Source organism: Staphylococcus sp. LKG3-1 (assembly GCF_048568385.1).
GTDB lineage: Bacteria > Bacillota > Bacilli > Staphylococcales > Staphylococcaceae > Staphylococcus > Staphylococcus saprophyticus.
Genome location: NZ_CP183796.1, coordinates 2591452 through 2609799, shown reverse-complemented (window position 1 = coordinate 2609799; position 18348 = coordinate 2591452). Strand labels below are relative to the sequence as shown.

The 18348-nt window shown below is 32.7% G+C and carries 25 protein-coding genes; 3 read left to right on the top strand and 22 right to left on the bottom strand.

The features are described from left to right. Positions 1 to 191: 191 nt before the first annotated feature. The 9 genes from ACM595_RS13030 to ACM595_RS12990 all read right to left on the bottom strand — a co-directional run bounded on the left by ACM595_RS13030 (position 192) and on the right by ACM595_RS12990 (position 5508). Positions 192 to 1244, bottom strand: a complete 1053-nt coding sequence (locus ACM595_RS13030) for a phage capsid protein (protein ID WP_419744358.1) — start codon at positions 1242 to 1244, stop codon at positions 192 to 194. After that, positions 1231 to 1431, bottom strand: coding sequence for a hypothetical protein (locus ACM595_RS13025; RefSeq protein ID WP_210128839.1), 201 nt, complete (start codon positions 1429 to 1431; stop codon positions 1231 to 1233). The genes ACM595_RS13030 and ACM595_RS13025 overlap by 14 nt, the downstream gene beginning before the upstream one ends. Before the next feature lie 33 nt (positions 1432 to 1464). Continuing rightward, entirely contained in the window at positions 1465 to 1692 is a 228-nt protein-coding gene (locus ACM595_RS13020) for a hypothetical protein (protein ID WP_210128838.1), read from the bottom strand. 55 nt (positions 1693 to 1747) lie between these two features. Beyond that, a complete protein-coding gene (locus tag ACM595_RS13015; RefSeq protein WP_069820718.1) occupies positions 1748 to 2107 on the bottom strand; it encodes a pathogenicity island protein in 360 nt (119 codons plus the stop codon). A 271-nt stretch (positions 2108 to 2378) separates the two neighbouring features. Beyond that, positions 2379 to 3896, bottom strand: coding sequence for a VapE domain-containing protein (locus ACM595_RS13010; RefSeq protein ID WP_419744357.1), 1518 nt, complete (start codon positions 3894 to 3896; stop codon positions 2379 to 2381). Between the two features lie 15 nt (positions 3897 to 3911). Then, positions 3912 to 4730: a primase alpha helix C-terminal domain-containing protein gene (locus ACM595_RS13005; protein WP_419744356.1), complete on the bottom strand. Its 819-nt coding sequence runs from the start codon at positions 4728 to 4730 to the stop codon at positions 3912 to 3914. Positions 4731 to 4817: 87 nt separating this feature from the next. After that, on the bottom strand, positions 4818 to 5132 hold the full coding sequence (locus ACM595_RS13000) for a hypothetical protein (RefSeq protein WP_419744355.1): 315 nt from the start codon (positions 5130 to 5132) through the stop codon (positions 4818 to 4820). A 1-nt stretch (position 5133) separates the two neighbouring features. Further along, entirely contained in the window at positions 5134 to 5277 is a 144-nt protein-coding gene (locus ACM595_RS12995; RefSeq protein WP_419744354.1) for a hypothetical protein, read from the bottom strand. 12 nt (positions 5278 to 5289) lie between these two features. Beyond that, positions 5290 to 5508: a helix-turn-helix domain-containing protein gene (locus tag ACM595_RS12990; protein WP_247919267.1), complete on the bottom strand. Its 219-nt coding sequence runs from the start codon at positions 5506 to 5508 to the stop codon at positions 5290 to 5292. 182 nt (positions 5509 to 5690) lie between these two features. Between ACM595_RS12990 and ACM595_RS12985 the strand changes: the two genes are divergently transcribed. Genes ACM595_RS12985 through ACM595_RS12975 form a run of 3 tightly spaced genes read left to right on the top strand, consistent with a single transcriptional unit; the run spans position 5691 to position 7895 of the window. After that, on the top strand, positions 5691 to 6242 hold the full coding sequence (locus ACM595_RS12985) for a helix-turn-helix domain-containing protein (RefSeq protein WP_419744353.1): 552 nt from the start codon (positions 5691 to 5693) through the stop codon (positions 6240 to 6242). A gap of 9 nt (positions 6243 to 6251) precedes the next feature. Beyond that, positions 6252 to 7358, top strand: a complete 1107-nt coding sequence (locus ACM595_RS12980) for a tyrosine-type recombinase/integrase (protein ID WP_419744352.1) — start codon at positions 6252 to 6254, stop codon at positions 7356 to 7358. 9 nt (positions 7359 to 7367) lie between these two features. Next, positions 7368 to 7895 (top strand): hypothetical protein, encoded by a 528-nt coding sequence (locus ACM595_RS12975; protein WP_419744351.1) that lies wholly within the window; start codon positions 7368 to 7370, stop codon positions 7893 to 7895. Positions 7896 to 8099: 204 nt separating this feature from the next. On the opposite strand, the gene ACM595_RS12970 is transcribed toward ACM595_RS12975, so the two are convergent. The 13 genes from ACM595_RS12970 to ACM595_RS12910 form a co-directional block, all read right to left on the bottom strand. Beyond that, positions 8100 to 8510, bottom strand: a complete 411-nt coding sequence (locus ACM595_RS12970; protein ID WP_270892776.1) for a YolD-like family protein — start codon at positions 8508 to 8510, stop codon at positions 8100 to 8102. A gap of 99 nt (positions 8511 to 8609) precedes the next feature. Continuing rightward, the gene (locus ACM595_RS12965) at positions 8610 to 9005 is read right to left on the bottom strand and encodes a hypothetical protein (RefSeq protein WP_239466229.1); all 396 of its coding nucleotides are present in this window, start codon (positions 9003 to 9005) and stop codon (positions 8610 to 8612) included. Further along, complete coding sequence (locus ACM595_RS12960; RefSeq protein WP_174605002.1) at positions 8992 to 9303, bottom strand: DUF3467 domain-containing protein; 312 nt, start codon at positions 9301 to 9303, stop codon at positions 8992 to 8994. The genes ACM595_RS12965 and ACM595_RS12960 overlap by 14 nt, the downstream gene beginning before the upstream one ends. Before the next feature lie 343 nt (positions 9304 to 9646). Continuing rightward, a complete protein-coding gene (locus ACM595_RS12955) occupies positions 9647 to 11461 on the bottom strand; it encodes a CHAP domain-containing protein (protein ID WP_369087495.1) in 1815 nt (604 codons plus the stop codon). An 11-nt stretch (positions 11462 to 11472) separates the two neighbouring features. After that, entirely contained in the window at positions 11473 to 11988 is a 516-nt protein-coding gene (locus tag ACM595_RS12950; protein ID WP_419744350.1) for a phage holin, read from the bottom strand. 41 nt (positions 11989 to 12029) lie between these two features. Next, positions 12030 to 12167 (bottom strand): XkdX family protein, encoded by a 138-nt coding sequence (locus tag ACM595_RS12945; protein WP_270892774.1) that lies wholly within the window; start codon positions 12165 to 12167, stop codon positions 12030 to 12032. 1 nt (position 12168) lies between these two features. After that, complete coding sequence (locus ACM595_RS12940; protein WP_270892773.1) at positions 12169 to 12495, bottom strand: hypothetical protein; 327 nt, start codon at positions 12493 to 12495, stop codon at positions 12169 to 12171. A 10-nt stretch (positions 12496 to 12505) separates the two neighbouring features. Further along, positions 12506 to 13609, bottom strand: a complete 1104-nt coding sequence (locus ACM595_RS12935) for a BppU family phage baseplate upper protein (protein ID WP_129334844.1) — start codon at positions 13607 to 13609, stop codon at positions 12506 to 12508. 41 nt (positions 13610 to 13650) lie between these two features. After that, positions 13651 to 14040, bottom strand: a complete 390-nt coding sequence (locus tag ACM595_RS12930; RefSeq protein WP_419744349.1) for a hypothetical protein — start codon at positions 14038 to 14040, stop codon at positions 13651 to 13653. Beyond that, positions 14024 to 14458 (bottom strand): hypothetical protein, encoded by a 435-nt coding sequence (locus ACM595_RS12925; protein ID WP_419744348.1) that lies wholly within the window; start codon positions 14456 to 14458, stop codon positions 14024 to 14026. The genes ACM595_RS12930 and ACM595_RS12925 overlap by 17 nt, the downstream gene beginning before the upstream one ends. 57 nt (positions 14459 to 14515) lie before the next feature. Continuing rightward, on the bottom strand, positions 14516 to 16423 hold the full coding sequence (locus tag ACM595_RS12920) for a glucosaminidase domain-containing protein (RefSeq protein WP_419744347.1): 1908 nt from the start codon (positions 16421 to 16423) through the stop codon (positions 14516 to 14518). A gap of 59 nt (positions 16424 to 16482) precedes the next feature. After that, on the bottom strand, positions 16483 to 17106 hold the full coding sequence (locus ACM595_RS12915; protein WP_174605009.1) for a poly-gamma-glutamate hydrolase family protein: 624 nt from the start codon (positions 17104 to 17106) through the stop codon (positions 16483 to 16485). Positions 17107 to 17119: 13 nt separating this feature from the next. Continuing rightward, a complete protein-coding gene (locus tag ACM595_RS12910) occupies positions 17120 to 18337 on the bottom strand; it encodes a BppU family phage baseplate upper protein (protein ID WP_419744346.1) in 1218 nt (405 codons plus the stop codon). Positions 18338 to 18348 lie beyond the last annotated feature (11 nt).

Sequence of the window (18348 nt, the reverse complement as noted above, 5' to 3'; positions counted from 1 at the left end):
TAGTCGTCATCATCCACACCTTTATTCATTGAATTTAACGCTCATAATGACTAAAAAAGGGGCAAAATAATTTACCCCCCTTTCATGAAATTTTTATTCGTGTTGCGAGCGATTGCCCCCCGCCGGTTCCCGGCGAAAAAACTTTTTGGTCGGTGGGTAGGGGGCATAAAAAATATTGTATATTTTTTTATCTAAATTTTAGCGATTCGTAATAACTCTGGGACAATTTTTATATCAAATACATAGTTCAAAGCAAATTGATAAACGCCTCTCATTGCTTGCTTTTTCTTGTTATACATAATTGCTTCATACTTCGCATATATCGCATGTTTAAAATCTCCTACAAATACATCATGTGCATCATCTGTAACAACAATATTTGTGATATTAAATAACTTATTTAAATCCCCAGCAAGTGCACCTAATCCCATCTGAGCTAACTCTTGTATTAACTTATCATGATGCTCTGTGTTCATTACTACTGACACATTACGTCTGAATGGTTGAGGTATGTCTTTGATTGCTTGCTTAATACTTTCATATACTGTCTTACCTTTTACTTCTTTGATATCTTGATTGTATAAAGATAAGTCTTTATTCTGTTCATCTATTAATCCACTTGCATTGTCCTTATCTAACAGTAATGTAGTTTCATATGCCACACACTCATTGATAAAGATCTCTTTAAGTAACTCATCCAATGTTCTATCTGAACCATGTATGACTGTATCAGATACTTCTGTATAGATATGTCCCTCACGTTTATCAAAGTACTTACTACTTCCGTTCAGACTCAACTCAATGCCATTAGTTGATAGCTTATCTTTAATGTATGTTAGTGAAGGTATCGTCTCCACATGTTCATCATCTGTAATAGTTATTACATCACGTAATGTATTTGGTAGCGCATAAGTTAATAGTTCTTTGAATACTTCCTTACGTGCAGTCGGTAACTCTTGAATGTTAAAGTTATTATCACTACTTACTAATTGCTTTGTTAATGTACCTACATAAGTTGTACCTGATTGATTCATTCTGTTCATATCTAACACTCCTAATATTTTTTGATTAATTTGTTCTGATGTTAATAGTTCCGTCTCACTGATACTCAACTTCTTTAATGCTCGTTCTATCTTATTACTATCATGTCCTATATCTGTCTGATACCTTTGTGCATAACCTTCAATGTGTTCATCATCAAACTCTGACAAGCGATAAGCAAATTGTTCTTTAAAACGTTTCATCTGTTTCATCTCCTATTTTTGCTTTAGTGTTAACCGATAACACATATTTTTTCCTTCCATTACCATCTACCTCAACAAAGAATTTAATGTTATGCATAAAAAATTTTGATTTTAATACCTCGTATTTATCCATCAATTCTTCCCTAGTGTCATATTTGAATAGATGATGAATAGATCTGTTATTCATTACTTTTAGTTCTCCTTCTAATAGTTATAATCTTTAATGTCTTTGTCTGCCATTTAAAAATTCTGCGTAAGTGATTGTTCTATTACTAAAAGACACTGCTTTATCATTAATCAAATGTCTAATCCATTTCTTTAATTCAATAAAATCTTCGTGAGTAGTAACGTATGTCCCTACAATTTTATTTAATTCATCTTCCTCTAACTTTTCTATATTCGTTGGTAATCTAATGATTACTTGTTTAGCTAGTCTTTGGAAATCCATAAGTCCACTCCTTTGATAGATATAATAAGTCGTTAATATCTATATAATATTTAAACTATGTTGTAACTTGTGCTTTTGCATTGAAAGTCACTGGTAACCAACAATCATTTCTGGCGTCTGTAGGTTTTGTCATAACTGGTAATGTTAGTGATTTACCATCTACCAAATAAACTAAAGGCTCACATATTTCCATACTTATTAATCCATCGTGTTTTAATTCTGCTAATATATTGAAAGCTTTTTGATTCCATCCCATCCAAAATATAACGTTTTGATGTTGACCACTACTATATGCCCCATTGCCTTTATAGTTGAAATGGTTATCTTCAAACACTTGTTCAATTTCCACAAATGATGTTCCAGCGTTTTGCTTTATATATTCCAATACCTTTTGCTTAATTTTGTCTTTATTCATATTTTGACCTCCTGTATTAGTTGTTCCAATGTTCTACCATGTTATAACTACATGGAACACCTTAAATCCTTACTCTCCCAATCGATAGAGCTTAAATGTTCCAATGTTCCAACATTTTTGGTCTACCTTTATAGAATATTTTTAATTTTTTGGGTTATTTAGAACAAAGTTATTGGAACACCGGAACACTTACGGCATGGCAATTACTCTCCCAATGGTTAAAAGGTGTTCCAAGGGTGTTCCATTAATGTTCCAATGTTCCAACCCATTACTAATTTTTGCTATTTAAATCTTTTAATTCTTTAAAGTATGGTGACATATCTACTTCAAATCCCCACTGCAATCCAATACTTTCACCAAATCTTTTACGTTTTTTGCTATCTCCACAATATCGTGTATTTCTTAATGCCTCATCAATTTTCCTTAAGTTATGTGGCTGTGGTTGGTCATCCCTTTGCATCATGATTCGCCATATTTCTAAAGCACAAATTTTATCGCGCCATTCGTAAGCTCCTGGTTTACTATTCGGTAATTCAATTAGTTTCCCATCGCCATATAAATTAATTAAATCAGTATCAATTACATCATGTGTACGTATTCTTTTTTCTGCTAAATCTGTATACCAGTAATCAGATGGTATTGGTCGTTCAAGAAAATCTTCTAATTCTCCAACAAGAGCATCTTTTTCAGAATGTTCTTCTTGCATTTGTAGAGCAACTTCATCTGCTTCTTTATCAAGTAACAATGTTTCTTTAACTGGATTTTCTTCAAAATAAAATTTAGCTTCTGCATACATTTGTTGTACAACTTCTTTTGTTAGTTCTTCGAATGGGCTTTTAGTCGCTTTAGATTTATCTGTAGTCACTGGCCAAAACCGTCTATTACCTGTTTTATCTTTTAAAAATTCATAATTATTTGTCGTGCCAATAAAAATACATTGTCTAGGGTGTCGCTCTACACGTTTTCCATATGAAGCTCTATATATGTCTAAAATAGCACTTATAAAACTTTTTATATCTTCAATAGTAGAACTTTGAAACGCTGACAATTCTTCTATTTCTACAATCCATGATCCTTGTACTTTCTTTAAAGCCTCGTCGCCTTTGAATGTTTTAACCGATTGGTTATACCAATCTCTGCCCATTTTACTTGCGACTGTTGATTTGCCCCCACCTTGTGACCCATATAGAATAGCCATAGTGTCAAATTTAATACCAGGTTGATATATACGCGCAACTGCTCCCATGACCCATTTTTTAGCAACTTCTCTATTATAATGAGTATCTGATGCACCTAAATAATCAATAAATAGTGTTTCTATTCTTTTAATACCGTCCCACTCTTTTGTTTCGATGAATGATTTAATAGGATGAAATTTATGTTGATATGCTTCTTTATCTATAACTTCGTTAAGAATATCTGTACTAAATTGAATGTTATAGCATTTATCGATATAAGACTTAACATGAATAGTATCTAAATCTCCCCAATAATAGTTTGTATCACCTTTTGAACGCCATTTCGGTAGACGTTTTAATTTCGTCACTTTTTCAAAAGTATCGTATTGAAGCATATCCTTTAAGTAATCATCATTTTGTAAAATTAACTCACCATTTGTAGTCGTCTTTTTTAAAGCACCAGTAGTTGGAGAAGTTCTCAATTTACTTTTCCAATGATCACTATTTGTTAAATAACTTCTTTCATTACTTGAAATCACATCAAATTCACTAAAATTATTATGTTTAGTATTATCTATTGTTTGAAAAACTTCTTCATTTGATACTTCCAAATAAAAGCCTCCCTTCTAGTTGTTTCTTCTATCCTTATTCAAAATGCTTTTAAAAGTTTTATTCACTTCACCTTGTTCAATTGGAGGAGAACACGTCATCGCCCAAGCGCTCACTAAACCATATACTAGATTAGGATCTACATACCTACGTAACAAGTAGCCAATTAATGATGCTAACGTTGAATTACGTTCGCCCTCTCCAACTCCAAATGCGATATCACGCCAATAAGATGATTCACGCTTTTTATGAATTTTCACAACGTTAACTTGCTCTAATTGTTCAACGATTGATGAAATATTTAATAGTGTTTCATCTTGATACTTAAAAATATATTCACTATCTTTAGTTAAAATAGTTGGTAAGTGCATAACTCTAACGATTTCTTTACTTCTTTCGTCAAAGCCCGAAATTCCTAACACGCTATTTGCGATATAATCTATAACACCAGCGTATTCACTTTCTGAAAGTGTGTAAGACCTATCTAAAGGTATAAATAATCTATATCTAGGTGCTTCAGCTTTATGGCTTGCTGTTGTATATACACAAAAACTGCAATTCAGCTTATTTGATACTTCAGTGTAAAAATCAAAATGCGGCTCTAAGTCGTCATAATCAAGCGTTAGTAATGTTCTATTAATCACTGACCCTTTAACTTTCAATCCGTTTGTTTTTCCACCGATAATTGATCCGTTGCCTCCCTTACTTCTAACGGGTGGTCGTTGATTCAATTTTTTTAACAGTGTGCTATATTTCAAATTTTTATTCTCTACTTTTTTATGTTTATAATTTGGTACATAAGTTATATCCATTTTGATATCATGTTCTAAATTCATTATTTTTCATCTCCATACTGTAAATACAGAGCACAAAATGTTATAATTAAAGAAATAAGCACTAGTGCTTTGTATATTTTATTTCTGTTACGCGTTATCTGATCTCTCGCCAAAGTTCTCAGATGACGCTTTTTCTTGCTCTCTTTTAACAATCATTACTATTTCATCATTCATACGTTCGTTATCTTCTCTAATGCTTTTTAAAATAGATAACGCAACATAATGTGACTTCCAAGCATTATTAATTTCTTGTTGTAACCTAAATTCATTATTTTTGATTGCCCATTCTCTAGTTTGTTCTACTGCTTCAATCTCTGTTGCAAGATAATCCATACACGATTGAATCTTATTTCCTAAATCTGTACATTCCACTGTTTCTTCTACTTTTTGTGAATAATTCATATTATTTTTCCTCCAAATTTTTAAATGTAAATCCTGATAACGTCATAATTCCGTAAAATGTAAATGCGATAAATATATCGGTTAATACTCCAATAAATAATGTGGCTATAATTAGTAGCAACATGTAAATCACATAGTTTTTCAATTTGATAACCTCCTATGAGCCTACTTTGATAGAATTACTGAATAATTCATCGATACTCATTCCATACAATTCGGATAAAATTTTAGCTTCTGGTAATGTGAAATTTGCTTTTCCTAATTCTTTTAATGAAAATCTTTGTGGACTAATATTCAATTTTTTCGCAACAAACTTTTGTGAATGTCCTTTCTCACGTCTTGCAATGTATAACATTGGGTATGCTAAATTTGTCATTTCAATTCCTCCAATTCTTATTAACGCCGATAGCGATATTAAAAAGTAAAAAAATAAACGATTAAATATCGCTATCGGCTATATAATGTTATTTTAGCACTTCTTTTGTAAATTGCAACCTTTTTATTGATTTTGATGTCTTTTTTATTTACATCTGTTAATATAATTTACGAGGTGAAAATATGGCTATCGGTGATAATATAAAAAAAATACGTAAAGAAAAAGGGTATACTCAACAACAATTTGCAAAAGAAATAAATATTTCTCAATCATATTTAAGTGATTTAGAAAATGATAGAAAAAATATAAGTACCAAAACATTAGAACTTCTTTCTGAAAAACTTGATGTTAGTATGAATTACCTAACTACTGGTGAAAAAATGTTACGAGATTTAACAGAAGATGAAATAGGTACAGAATTTATTGATTGGTCTAAAAAAATGACCAATGATAAAAATGAAAAATTAATTTCCTTAAAATCGATATTTAACAATTTACAAAATAATGATTTATCAGTAATAGAAGTACAATTTTTAACTAATTCGATTAAATTTTTTCAAAATGCAACAAGTGATGAAATAAATTTCATGCAAGTTTTACTATTAAAATTAAATAAATATTACGATGCTAAATATCATGATAATTATGATAAAAACGAAATAGAAAATGTTTATAATGATGTGATAAATAGTTTTGATAATTTCCTAAAAAAATATTTAGGGATAAATGAGTAGGTGAATCCCATGCAACACGACATTAAAATATCCCACAACATCTATAAAGACACTAAACGTGGTACATACTACTTCCGAATCACGTATTATGATAAAACGAATACTAGAAAAGAGATTAAGCGTACTGGATTTAAGCAACGTAAAGAAGCTGTGAAGTCTTGTAACGATTATATGGATGAATTAGAGGGAATCGGCAAAATAAATAAATTACCGTTTGATAAGCTCGTAGAAGAATATATTGATTGGTACACGGCAAGACGTAAATCTTCAAGTGTAAAAGCATTAAAGACACATGCAAACAACCATTTAGTACCCTATTTTAAATCAATGGATGTTTTCAACATGACCACACAAGATGTGATGAAATTTCAGAATAAAAAAATGAAAGAAGGACGTTCGGGAGAATATTTGAAAAAGATGCATGTATTCTTGGTATCAATACTTAACCACGCTATGAAGTACCATGATTTAAAACAAAATGTGGCTTCATTAGTTGGCAATTTTGAAATTGAAACACAAAAACGATTAAACTATTGGACGTTAGAGCAATTTAATCAATTTTATGATGCGTTATCCACTATACAGCAAAAGTTATTCTTCAAACTATTGTTCTACAGTGGCGCACGCAAGGGAGAAGTTAGAGCGCTCACATGGGAAGATATCAACTTTGACGATGATTATATCCATATAAACAAAACGGACTATCACGGTGAAGTGACAGCCCCTAAAACGAAAGCAGCCACACGTGATATATACTTACCCACTCACATGATGGACGACTTACAAAATTATTTAACTTGGTACAAAGAGAATAACATATATAAGGGTAATTATGTATTGTTCGGAACATTCTTTAAAGCGTTCAGTGAATCAACTATTGATAGATGGTTTACTAATGCATTAAAAATATTAGATGATGAATTACCAGATGGCGAAACTTTCCCACGCATTGTAATCCACAGCTTAAGGCACAGCCATGCTTCTATGCTAGTGAACGCTGGTGCTAGTTTAATGATAATTGCACAAAGGCTAGGCCATTCTTCTATAGAAGAAGTAAGCTCACGCTATGGTCATTTATACCCTAGTACACAAAAAGAAATAATAAAATATTTATGAGGTGAATAAATGCAAGAATTTTTATTAGAAGAAATTTCAAAACCCCCTATGTGGTTGGAGTTATTAAAAATCAGTTTTCCTATATTAATAGCTTACTTTGTTTATAGATATACTAGTAACAATCATAAAAAAACTTTATTAGATCAATTAGATTCTAAATCAGAATGGCGAAAAAAATTATTTGAAGTTGCAAGCTCTAGTTCAATTGGTATACAAGAAGTATACACATTGAGGACATCAGTTAGATTCGATTGCAAAGATTTACCAGAAACTATTTTTGAGAAGAAAACTAATGAAATTATCAAATTCTGTGATTGTGTAACATCTTCGCATGTTAATATCAAAGATCCACTCCCTTTTTTAGAACAAGAAATGACAAGAATATATTGTAGATATTTATTAGCCAACCAATGGGAAATTTTGCAATTAACTTTTATAAAAAGACAATTTTATAAATTGCAAATGGGGAAATGGTATAAAAAAGAACAAGAGTTAGATGAAAAAACAAATGAATTAATTAATAAATTGACACCCTAAAATAAAGGGTGTTTTTTATTTGCTTGTGGCACATCTGTGGCAATACTGTGGCAATAAAAATAAAAAGCCTACAACCACATGGGTTGCAGACTATATAGTGGAGACGGCGGGATTATGAAAATGCTACAAGAATAGTATTCACGCGTTTTTATTGTCCGTTAGTTGTCCGCTTTAAAAACAACCCACCTATTCATTTAGGTGGGATTATTTTATCTCCAATATGTCTTTTAACTTCAATATACTAATTCCAGTATTTTCATACATGTGCAGTGTTTTAGTATACACATCTACTTTATGAATGTAACCTACTTTCGTTTTAATATATCCATTTTCGAAGTAACGCAATTCAATTTTAGGATCATTGTACATTTTAAATATTAACTTATCGTTTAAATCATTCAATTGGTCATCACTTAATGATGGTCTATCAATCTTATTTTGGTCTTGTATGTATTGTTCTAGTTGTTCGTATTGTTCGGGAAGTGTCTTGAAGGCTTGCCACTTAACAATTCCACGCCCTTTGGGTATACATGGATTAAGATATTCTCTAGGTATATTACGGTAATCAGTTTCATATTTATATTCATCTGGTGCGTCTGGATTTACTACTTTCATATTATCACCTCATGAATATAATAGAACACTTGTTCGTATGTGTAAAGATGTATATTACATGTAAATAAGCATAAAAAAACACCCACCAGTTGGTGAGTGTTAGTTATATAGCGCTAAAACTATAGAAACTATTATTGAGATAATACTAATTACGGATGGTATTGTAATACCTAACCAAAATCTTCCAGTTGTAACTTTTTTCTCGTTTATATTTTTTTCTAAAATTAAAACGGCTTTCTGAATCTCTCCGGATAATACTTCTTTTACGTTATCTATCTTATCATCAACATTATCAAATCTTTTTTCCATATACTTTTCATGTTGTTCAAATTCTGGTCTAGTAATATAATCCATACTCATTTCACCAACCTCCACTTCTTGAAAACCTAATGTTCCAGTGCCACTAGTACTCGTATAAGTTCTAGTGGAATCACCACCATACTTCTTATATTTAGGATGAGAGTTAATCTCATATATATTTTTAGGCTTCGTCATAATAATTGCTCATTTCAATTTGAAGAGAATCTATATCTTTTATTTCTCCATGCATTTTTTCGTGTTGATCAATTGCTTGTCCCAAAGCCTTTTTTAATTGTTTTGCTAAACTTGGATTCATTATAACTTTTTTATTTTCTAAAAAACCATTTGGAGTACTTTGTTTAAAGTTTACCATAAAATCTGTAATACTTGTCTGAACATCTAACGAATTAGCATAAAACATTTCATGATTTTCTCCATAAATATAATTATCGCTCTGGTCAAATTCTACTTCGTAATTTTCATTATTTTCCATTTCTTTATTCCCCTTTTTAACATAATTAAATATATAATACATAAATTATTAAAAAAGGTATAGACAGAACATAAAAGCGAACAAAAAAAATAACCACCCTTGTTTAGGGTGGTCTTAGAGAGTTTGTCTGGATGCACACCCTAGGGCATGTATTAGACCTACTCTATCTAGCAACACCCTAAGGTGCACTAGATAATAGTACGACATTGAATATTAATTGTAAACTATAACATAAAAAATAGGGCAAGCACCACTATGTGCCTACCCTAGTATGATTACGTGGTGAAAAGAAATTTTAGTGTTTTATAACATAAATATAATTATATTATAGCATAGATGTGTATTAAACTGTTGTAAATTTGCCAAAGTAATCTAAGCGTTTACCATTTTTATCAGCACGACCTGTAGCAATATATCTACGACCATTATTACTAATGTAACTGATCCATCTAAAGCCGTTTTGTATGATTGCTGTATCGTAAATAATACCGTTATAGCCTGCTGGCAATATGCCTGTCACTTTGTGTTTTGTACTTGCACCTGTTCTAACTCTAACGGGAGAATTACCAACAATGAAACGGCCTCTTTCACGTTTCGTCAATACGCCTTTGCTGTTTTTAACATATCCATTTGGTATTGACGCTGGCACACCTTTGCTTGAACTTTCTTTCGGTGCGCTCAGTTCTTTTGTAAGTGTTCCACCGTTATAATAATGTTTGATTTTTTCGATGAAATAATCTTTCAACTTATTGATATTGTCATCGGTGTTAGCACTTCCCGTATGCAAGTCCCAACTTTTATGCGGGCATGATGTACCAATAAATTCTCTATGCAATCTCACTGTTGAACGATTGACCGGTAAATCTTTCATTTTGAGAACTTTCGCTGCGACGGCAAACGCAATTTCTTCGTTATCCTCAAATTCTTTTTTTGTCAATTTCGCTGCTGGGTGGCTTTCAGTCGCTTCAATACCCACGTAATTGTAGTTACCTCTTGAATTGCCTGTGTGCCATTCTACATAGTCTATATTGTGATAATATAACACTTCATTACGATTGACGTAATATGCAGCCCAACCGTTCACATATTCTCCGTTGCTTTCGCGTAAGTATAACCAATTTTCATAGTCACTAGGTTTCATTGTACCGTAATCGTTGTGTATAACTACACCTTTGACACTGTCTTTTTTATCAATCGTTTTCCCATTGTAAGTTATTTTCTTACCTGTGATGTGTTTACTATTGATCCATTTAACTGTATCAAGTGGGTTTTGTCCTTTAGTTGCTTTCGCTTTAGGTTTAGTTACATCTTTTTTAGCTGTCGATTTGGTAGGCGTTTTTTTCTTAGCTCCACCTTTTGTCGTTGGTTTTACATCGATACTTGTAATGCGTAATCTTTCGTGCCATACCCAACCATTATATGAACTGTTGTAAATACGACACCAACCGTCCATGATTTCATATACCCAAAAGATTGTACCTGCACCATAAGTCATGCTTGTATTGTTCCACTTATAATTGCCTGCATTACCTGTTCTAGCATTGATAGTTACACCTGCACTATCAGCTTTAGCTTTGAATAAGCGTTTACTACTCCACGTATATTTTTTAGGTGGAACTTTGCCAACTTCTAAACTGCCAACCTTATTTATTGTTTGTGACACTTTTTCTTTCGCTTTAGATGTTGCTTGTTTAGCCTTGCTCGCTGTTGCGAATTTAGGACGAATAAAGCCCCATACACCACTATAATTATGTTTAACATAAGCTGGTGGACTACCGTGTGTGAGTGACGCGTTAAACCAATTCTGATCTAAACTAATGAATGTCATTAGGTTTCCGTCTGGATCGCCATTTGTAACGATACCAACATGACCGTATGTTGAATAACTACCATAGCCCCAAACAACAATATCTCCAGCTTGTGGACGTGTGCTAGCAACGTTTTTGATACGTGTAAATGTATCGGGTAACCATTGCCATGTTAATGCAATCGCATTACCTGTTGGTCTGAACGTGCCACCTGTTAGCCAGTAAAAATAGGCAACTGCCTCGTCCATACATTGTTTTCCATACCAGCCATCGAAATCTTGACCGCCTTTTTTATAAAATGCAGTAATCCAAGATAATGCTTGCTTTTTGCTTATAGGTAATTGTGCCATAATTTAACCTCCTAACCTTTAATTTCTTCGCCTTTAATGTCTGCGTCTGCTTGTTTCTCTCTGAAACTTTCCTCGTCATCATTTCCGATGTCTTGAGGTTGCGCGCTATCTCCAAATATTTCATTGTCTGCATCTGAAAAAGTATCTTCTGCCGTTTGATTGTTCAATTCTATTTCATCTCGAACATCTCCTTGTGAAATTTCAGTTCCGTTTATTCCATCAACTATTTCTGAATTATTTTCATCACTAACCACTTTCTGATACTCAACTGGATCAATATTTTCATCACGTGGTTTAGTGTAAGTTTTAGTTATGCCACTGTCTTTTACACCTTTTGTAGTAGGGTCAGTAACAACGCCTATACCAACTAAAAACGTAATAATTGCACCTATCAACCCACTTACTTGTTCAATCTGTTCAGACAAGTCAACACCAAATGCTTCCGTTATTTGCTTAATAAATAGTAAAATAGCACCCACAATAGCTGTGAGTGTTGCTTTATTTTTAAGTCTTAATATAAAATTCATAGTTTACCTCCATAATAAAAAGCCACCCCGTTAGGAGTGACTTATTTATATTCTTCGCCAGTCATTTGTTTGTATTGTTCTTCTGTTAGTACGCCGTATTGAACATAAGTTTTAATATCATCATTTGAATAAGCATTTACATCGTAAAAGTATTTAATATCTTCGTAACTTGGCCACATATTAATTACCACCTTTTAATTTTGTAATTTCTAACATCATTTGTGCATTTTGTTTTTGTAACTGTAATTGTGCGATATTTGACTTCATTAACTGCATTTGAAGATTTGCCGCAACTTTTTCTAATGGGTCTGGATCTTTAGGCGTAGGCGTTTCTTGATTAGATAACCATTCTTGGTATGACGTACCAACCCATTGGTTACCGTCAAAATGAATAGGTTGATATAACCCATTAGGTGGTTGAATATCTGTGTAAATATCAGAATTAAATTCATCGCCTTCTATTAAACTAGGTCTTCCATCTTCTTTTTTAAATATTTGTTTATACATATTATCCTCCTTATGCAACCCACATAGTATCTAATATAAATGTTTTGGTGGTTGTTATTGACCCTTGACCTTTTAAATCTCCATTAAAAGAAATTGTAAAAGTAAGTTTTTCATTAGTATTCCTATCAAATGCTACAGAATAAAATGTTTTTAATTGTATAGCATATTCTTTTGGAATTTGGCTAAATGTAACGTTATTAGATAGGTTTGTAATCATACCGACAAGTCTTACTATCGTTATACCTCCGATTTTTATAACTTTATATGAAGGTTTAATGGAATTGTTATAAGTATCGGCAGTAACTCCGTTTAATAACGGTAGTTCAATCCATCCACTATCACTAACAAGAACACCATTATCACCTTTTGGACCTTTTAAAGCGTCTAATTGTGATTGAGTGAAGTCTGTGTATTTGAATGGGTCGCCTTTAGGTCCTTTTAAATTATTTAATTGCTCTGTTGTAAAATCAGTGTATTTAAAAGGTTCACCCTTTTCTCCAGGTTCTCCGCGTATACCTTGCTTGCCTTCTACACCATTTACTCCATCTTTACCAGGCATACCACGCTCTCCCTGTGGTCCTTTGAATTGTTCTGAATTTTCCGATATATAATTTTGTAAATCAGTTGTTAGTTCAGTTTTGAAACCACTATCTAATAATACAGTTAAATCATCACTCATAATTCTTCGCACTGTATCTTCAACTAAATTCACACTTATTTCTTTTTGTACTTTGCCTTCAACACCACTATCTACAATATTAAAACTAAAGTTAGCTGCATGTATTTTTTCATTGTCTGATACAAGAAATAATTTAGCATTAACTAAACCGCTGTGCTTTATAACTTCATCACTCACGTTATATTGTACTAACCCTTTTTCACTTGTAATTATTTCTAAAGGTTCATCTATAAATATGGAACCATCTGCTAAAAACAAATCTAATTTAGGAATTAAGTTAACTGTTTTTAAATTAATTGGGCTATTGTTCCAATTTAAGAAAATTCTTATTGAAGCTGTACCTACATCTTCTGTATAAAACTTAACACCTATATTTCCTATATCTATATTTGAAACATTTATATTAGTATTTACATCTTTACTTTTATATATCATTTATACACCCCATTAAAATTAAAAGCCGACCGAAGTCGCCTTTAGAATATATTTTGCAAAAAAGCTGCTGCTGCTGTAAAAATAACACCTGAAACGCCAATAATAGCGACGATAATTTGTACACTGCCTTTTTGTTTTTCATCTATAGTACCTTGAATACCTTTAATTTTATCGTCGTGGTTTTTTACTGCATTTGATAAGTTAAGGACATCTGTACTTTGATTTCGCATTTCCTTTGCCAATTCTTTCACATCTTTACCCATTTCTTTTTGAACTTCATAAGATTGCTTAGCGTATATCGTGCTTTTTTCAATTTCGGATTTCAAATCATTAATGGCTAAGGTGTTGTTTTTAATATCTTCATCTATCTGCTCGTTTTTCTTTTCCCAGTCCTCCTTTAAAACATAGATGCTATTATTTTCGTTTACCAAAAAGACTCACCCCGCCTACAATGCACAATACAAAACTTGTTCCAGCCATAATCGCCATTTGTACTGTTGTTAACCAGTTTATAGAATTGTAAATACTACCACTCGTTAAAAACATGTAAGCAACAAATGAACCTAAACCGCTAATAAAAAGTAATGTCGCGCAAATGTTATTGTAGCGATAACTTGTGACAAATATACTGCTTGATATAGTGATGAGTCCACACAAAATGAGTATCGTACCCCATACCCATATGTGCATCAAATTATCTAAAGCAACGTAAAAAGGTGAATCACTAAGCACGCTTTCTTGTTCTTTCACCCAAAATATCCCACGCCATGTAATACGAAAACCATGACTGAATAAAAGGACAACAGCCAACGTTTCGGTTAAATTAAGTTGTTTCATATTATTCTTCATTCGTCACCCACTTTCTAATATAAAAGGACCAATCACTCACAGTGATTAGTCCTAGTTTTATCTGTACCTATCTCTCAAGAAGTACAGACCTTTTAACCCTATTTTTCTATATAAATCATACATTGTACTAGCTTGATGTTGCGCCCAACGTACATCAGTTGCATATTGATGTGTACCTGGATGTGTAGGATTCCAACGCATACGGTAAAGCGTCTGCTGTCCTTTAGATATATAATCTTGTCTTACAAACTTAGCCCCACCAATGATACCTTTAGATGGTGTAGTCCAACCTCTGTTTTTGGCAAATGCTATAGCGTTATTAGGATTAGCATCAAATGCGCCAATACCAAAGTAGTTATACATACCATAACGTCCACTCGCATAATTTGAAGTTCCATATCCACTTTCTAAGAAAGCGTGCGCAATCAAATAAATTTCGTTTAAATTGTATTTCTTACACGCATAGGCTACTGCTTTACCTTGACCGGATAATGTACCTTTCCCTCTTAATATATCATTCAATTTAGAAACTGAAATACCTTGATACTTGCCTAAATTTAACATTTGATATTTCTGTCTTGAACTGTTCCATATCTCCAGTGAATTCATAGCTTTTAATGTAGCACCTCTTGATGCGCTATACCAACCGTTGCCGTAGTTGATTTGTGGATTCGTTCTCATCTGAATATTAACTGCCGAATTAAACGAATATTTACTATGAACAACCGTTGTTTTAGGTGTTCTTGTTGCTTTGCTTGAACTTGAACTTGAAGAACTACTTGATTTAGCAGTTGAAGAATTAATGTTACCGTTGTTTTTATTCTTAACCTCAACTTTAATTTTAGATGTTTTAACAGAACTTTTAGATATTGAACTAAGAAGTTCGTTACGCTTGTTATATAATCCGATCAAAGCCTTTTGTAGGGTGTTATATGCAGAAGATTTAGGCATACCATTAACAACCATATCCCAACTAGCGTGTTCGTATAAAGAACGCCATATTTGCGGGTCTATTTTGATTCTCGAACGTTTTATAGGTATGTTATATTCTTTCATTCTTCTAACACCTAAAATTATGGCGTGAATCTCATTTAATATAAAATCATTTTTACTTGCACTGAAATCTTCACACACTTCAATTACAATATTGCCAGGATCACTAGGAACATCAAATATAATACGTCTAGGCATCCAAATATGGTTTCTATCAATAAAGAAATGCGGATATTCTCTATCACTCATATATTTTTTTCTGTCGTTATATAAATCTTCGACCGAACTCATTGTATTAGCGTTCTTAACAGTTATACCCTTAGGTTGCCCTGCCATCCGATCGCCTGTAACTATAAAATGATAAATATATGAAGGGTAGGTTGGTTCAAAATCACTACTTGAAACTGTGATTTCTTTAACGGTTTTCCATACTTTTTTTGTAGTTGGTTCTTTTTCTTCTTTTTCAGTTGGTTTGGGTGATTTACTAGATCCGCTAGGGTTTGTTTTAGTTTTCTTCTCTGCTTTATAGGGTGGACGTACAAAATACATTTGGCCTAATTCATTGTAGCCATGTTTAATTTTTGCAGAAGGCGACCCACTATAAGCGCTAGAATTAATCCAGTTTTGATCCACACTATAAAAATAAGATTTGGTACTTGGACCAATGACTATAGCAGTATGTCCAAATTGTCCTCCAGTCCATACAGCTATATCGCCTGGACGCGGAACAAAACTAGCAGTATTTTTATATATTTTAAATGACCTACTAGGGTAATTATCACGTCTTGCCATTGCATTGGCATTACCCCATGTTCTGAATCCCCAATATCTATTAAACAAATAGTTCGGAAGATCCCAACACTGATTCCCAAATCTACCATCTACATCAACCCTCCTATGGCCTGCTGCAAGCCATTTAGCCCAATCTACAACGTCACTAGCTCTTGGTTTCCCACTTGAAGGTAATCCCATATATGCACCTCATTCCTTGCAAATTAAAAAGCCAACCCATAAATGAGCCGGCATTCACTTTATTGAACATCTTGGATTGCTTTACAAATCGCATTTGCGTAATCGTACATTGCTTCACTCCAATTGCTTCTACTTTCTCTATTCTTTTTACTAAAATCACTGCCTTCGAATAAGGCTTTTCGTAGTGAAGTAGATAATTCTAGTTGAACACCTACACCACGTTTATTTTTATTTGTAATATTACTTTCTTTAGATCCACCAATTCGAGTAGGTGCTATTTCAACATAAAACCCTTTTTCTTTTAAATATTGAGTAATTAATGTAACTAACTGTTTATCATTGCCTCCAATAAACGTGTTTTTTTCTGTACCTGAATAACCATGTATCGCAATAGTTTTATCAGCGTTTTGATTGAGCGTTAGTAACAACGGGTTGTCGTAATTTGTGGATGTTACATGTAGTTCGGTGTTACCAGATGCTTTTAAACCTTTAAAGCTAAAGTAATTTGAATTAGATAGTTCAGATGTTAGTAAAGCAAGTTCTGTCGTACCCGCCTCAATACCTCCACCATGAATTGCAGTTATTAGTGTGTCTGAATTTCTATAACCCACTTCAAACATATAATCACTTGTTTTATCATGTTTGCGAATAAGTTCCGTCATTGATTTATAAGTGTCTGCCATTATTTACGCCCCTTTATAATGTTTCGCTATCGTCTGGTTGAGAATTTTCTAATTCATCACTCTCACTAGGTATTGTTAAACCATTTGTGATTTCGCGCCATTGACCCCAACCAGTTGTGCTACCCATTTTGTTGCGTGAGTAAATAACGTGTCGGTTAAAAGGCATAAACAACACTTTGATATACGTTGAACTTCTTGCGATAACTTGCATATAACCATTTTGACTATCTTCATCTGGCGAATTAATCGGCTGATAAATATAGAACCAACCACTTGTAGTAATTCCAGTCATAGATTCCATATCTAAATTATCTATACGTGAAACATATCCGCTGTCATCAGTTAAGCTGTACTTACTTTCTAATACTTCGTTAACTTTTTCTGTAACTTTTTGTTCTAACAATACATTGAATTCATCTTGTGTAGTTATATCTGTAGGAATTTCTGATTTATCGGCTTTGTTATTAGTAATATCCACAAATTGTTCATTTGTCGTATAATCTGCTAACTTAGCAATTAATTCATCTTCGGTAACTACATTAGCAGTGCCTTCTTCAAGCTCTTTTAACGTATCTTGTACTTTTTGATCGATGTCATTCACTTTATCAGTAATTTCAACTTGCGTACGTGATGTTAAATCTTTTAAATCAACAGTCATATCATCAATCTGTTGCTTTAATGTTGTCATTTGAGCTTCTGCATAATCACGAAATTCTTCTTTAACATCTTCGATAGTCGTTAAAGTTTCCATTGCACTTTTCATTTTTTCTTTGAAATTATCAATCAAATCATCTACTTCACGAATATATGAAATCTTAATATCCCCATCAATTTGATTAATCAGTGCATCTTTAACTCTAAATCTAAATTCGTTTAAAACCACTGTGTCTGCCTTACCAATTGCTTTAATATATAGTTGCCCTGTTACCCAATTATCAGTAGACGCTTTAAGAAAATTGTTATCTAAAATAATTCTAATGATACCGTTAATTGGATCTACATATTCAACGTCTACTTTTCCTGTAGTGCTACCGTTATCAGCAATGAAGTAACCATAAATATTTGTGTTTGTTGAACTTATTGATAATGGATAATCCTCACGCTTTACTTGGAATTGCAAAACACCTGTATTTTCATCCATATTATAAAAACCAATACCTTGATCGGATATTGGTTTTAAATAAGGTTCATCTTTTACGATAAGTTTTGCTACTTTTTGCATACCGTCCATCATAGAACCTC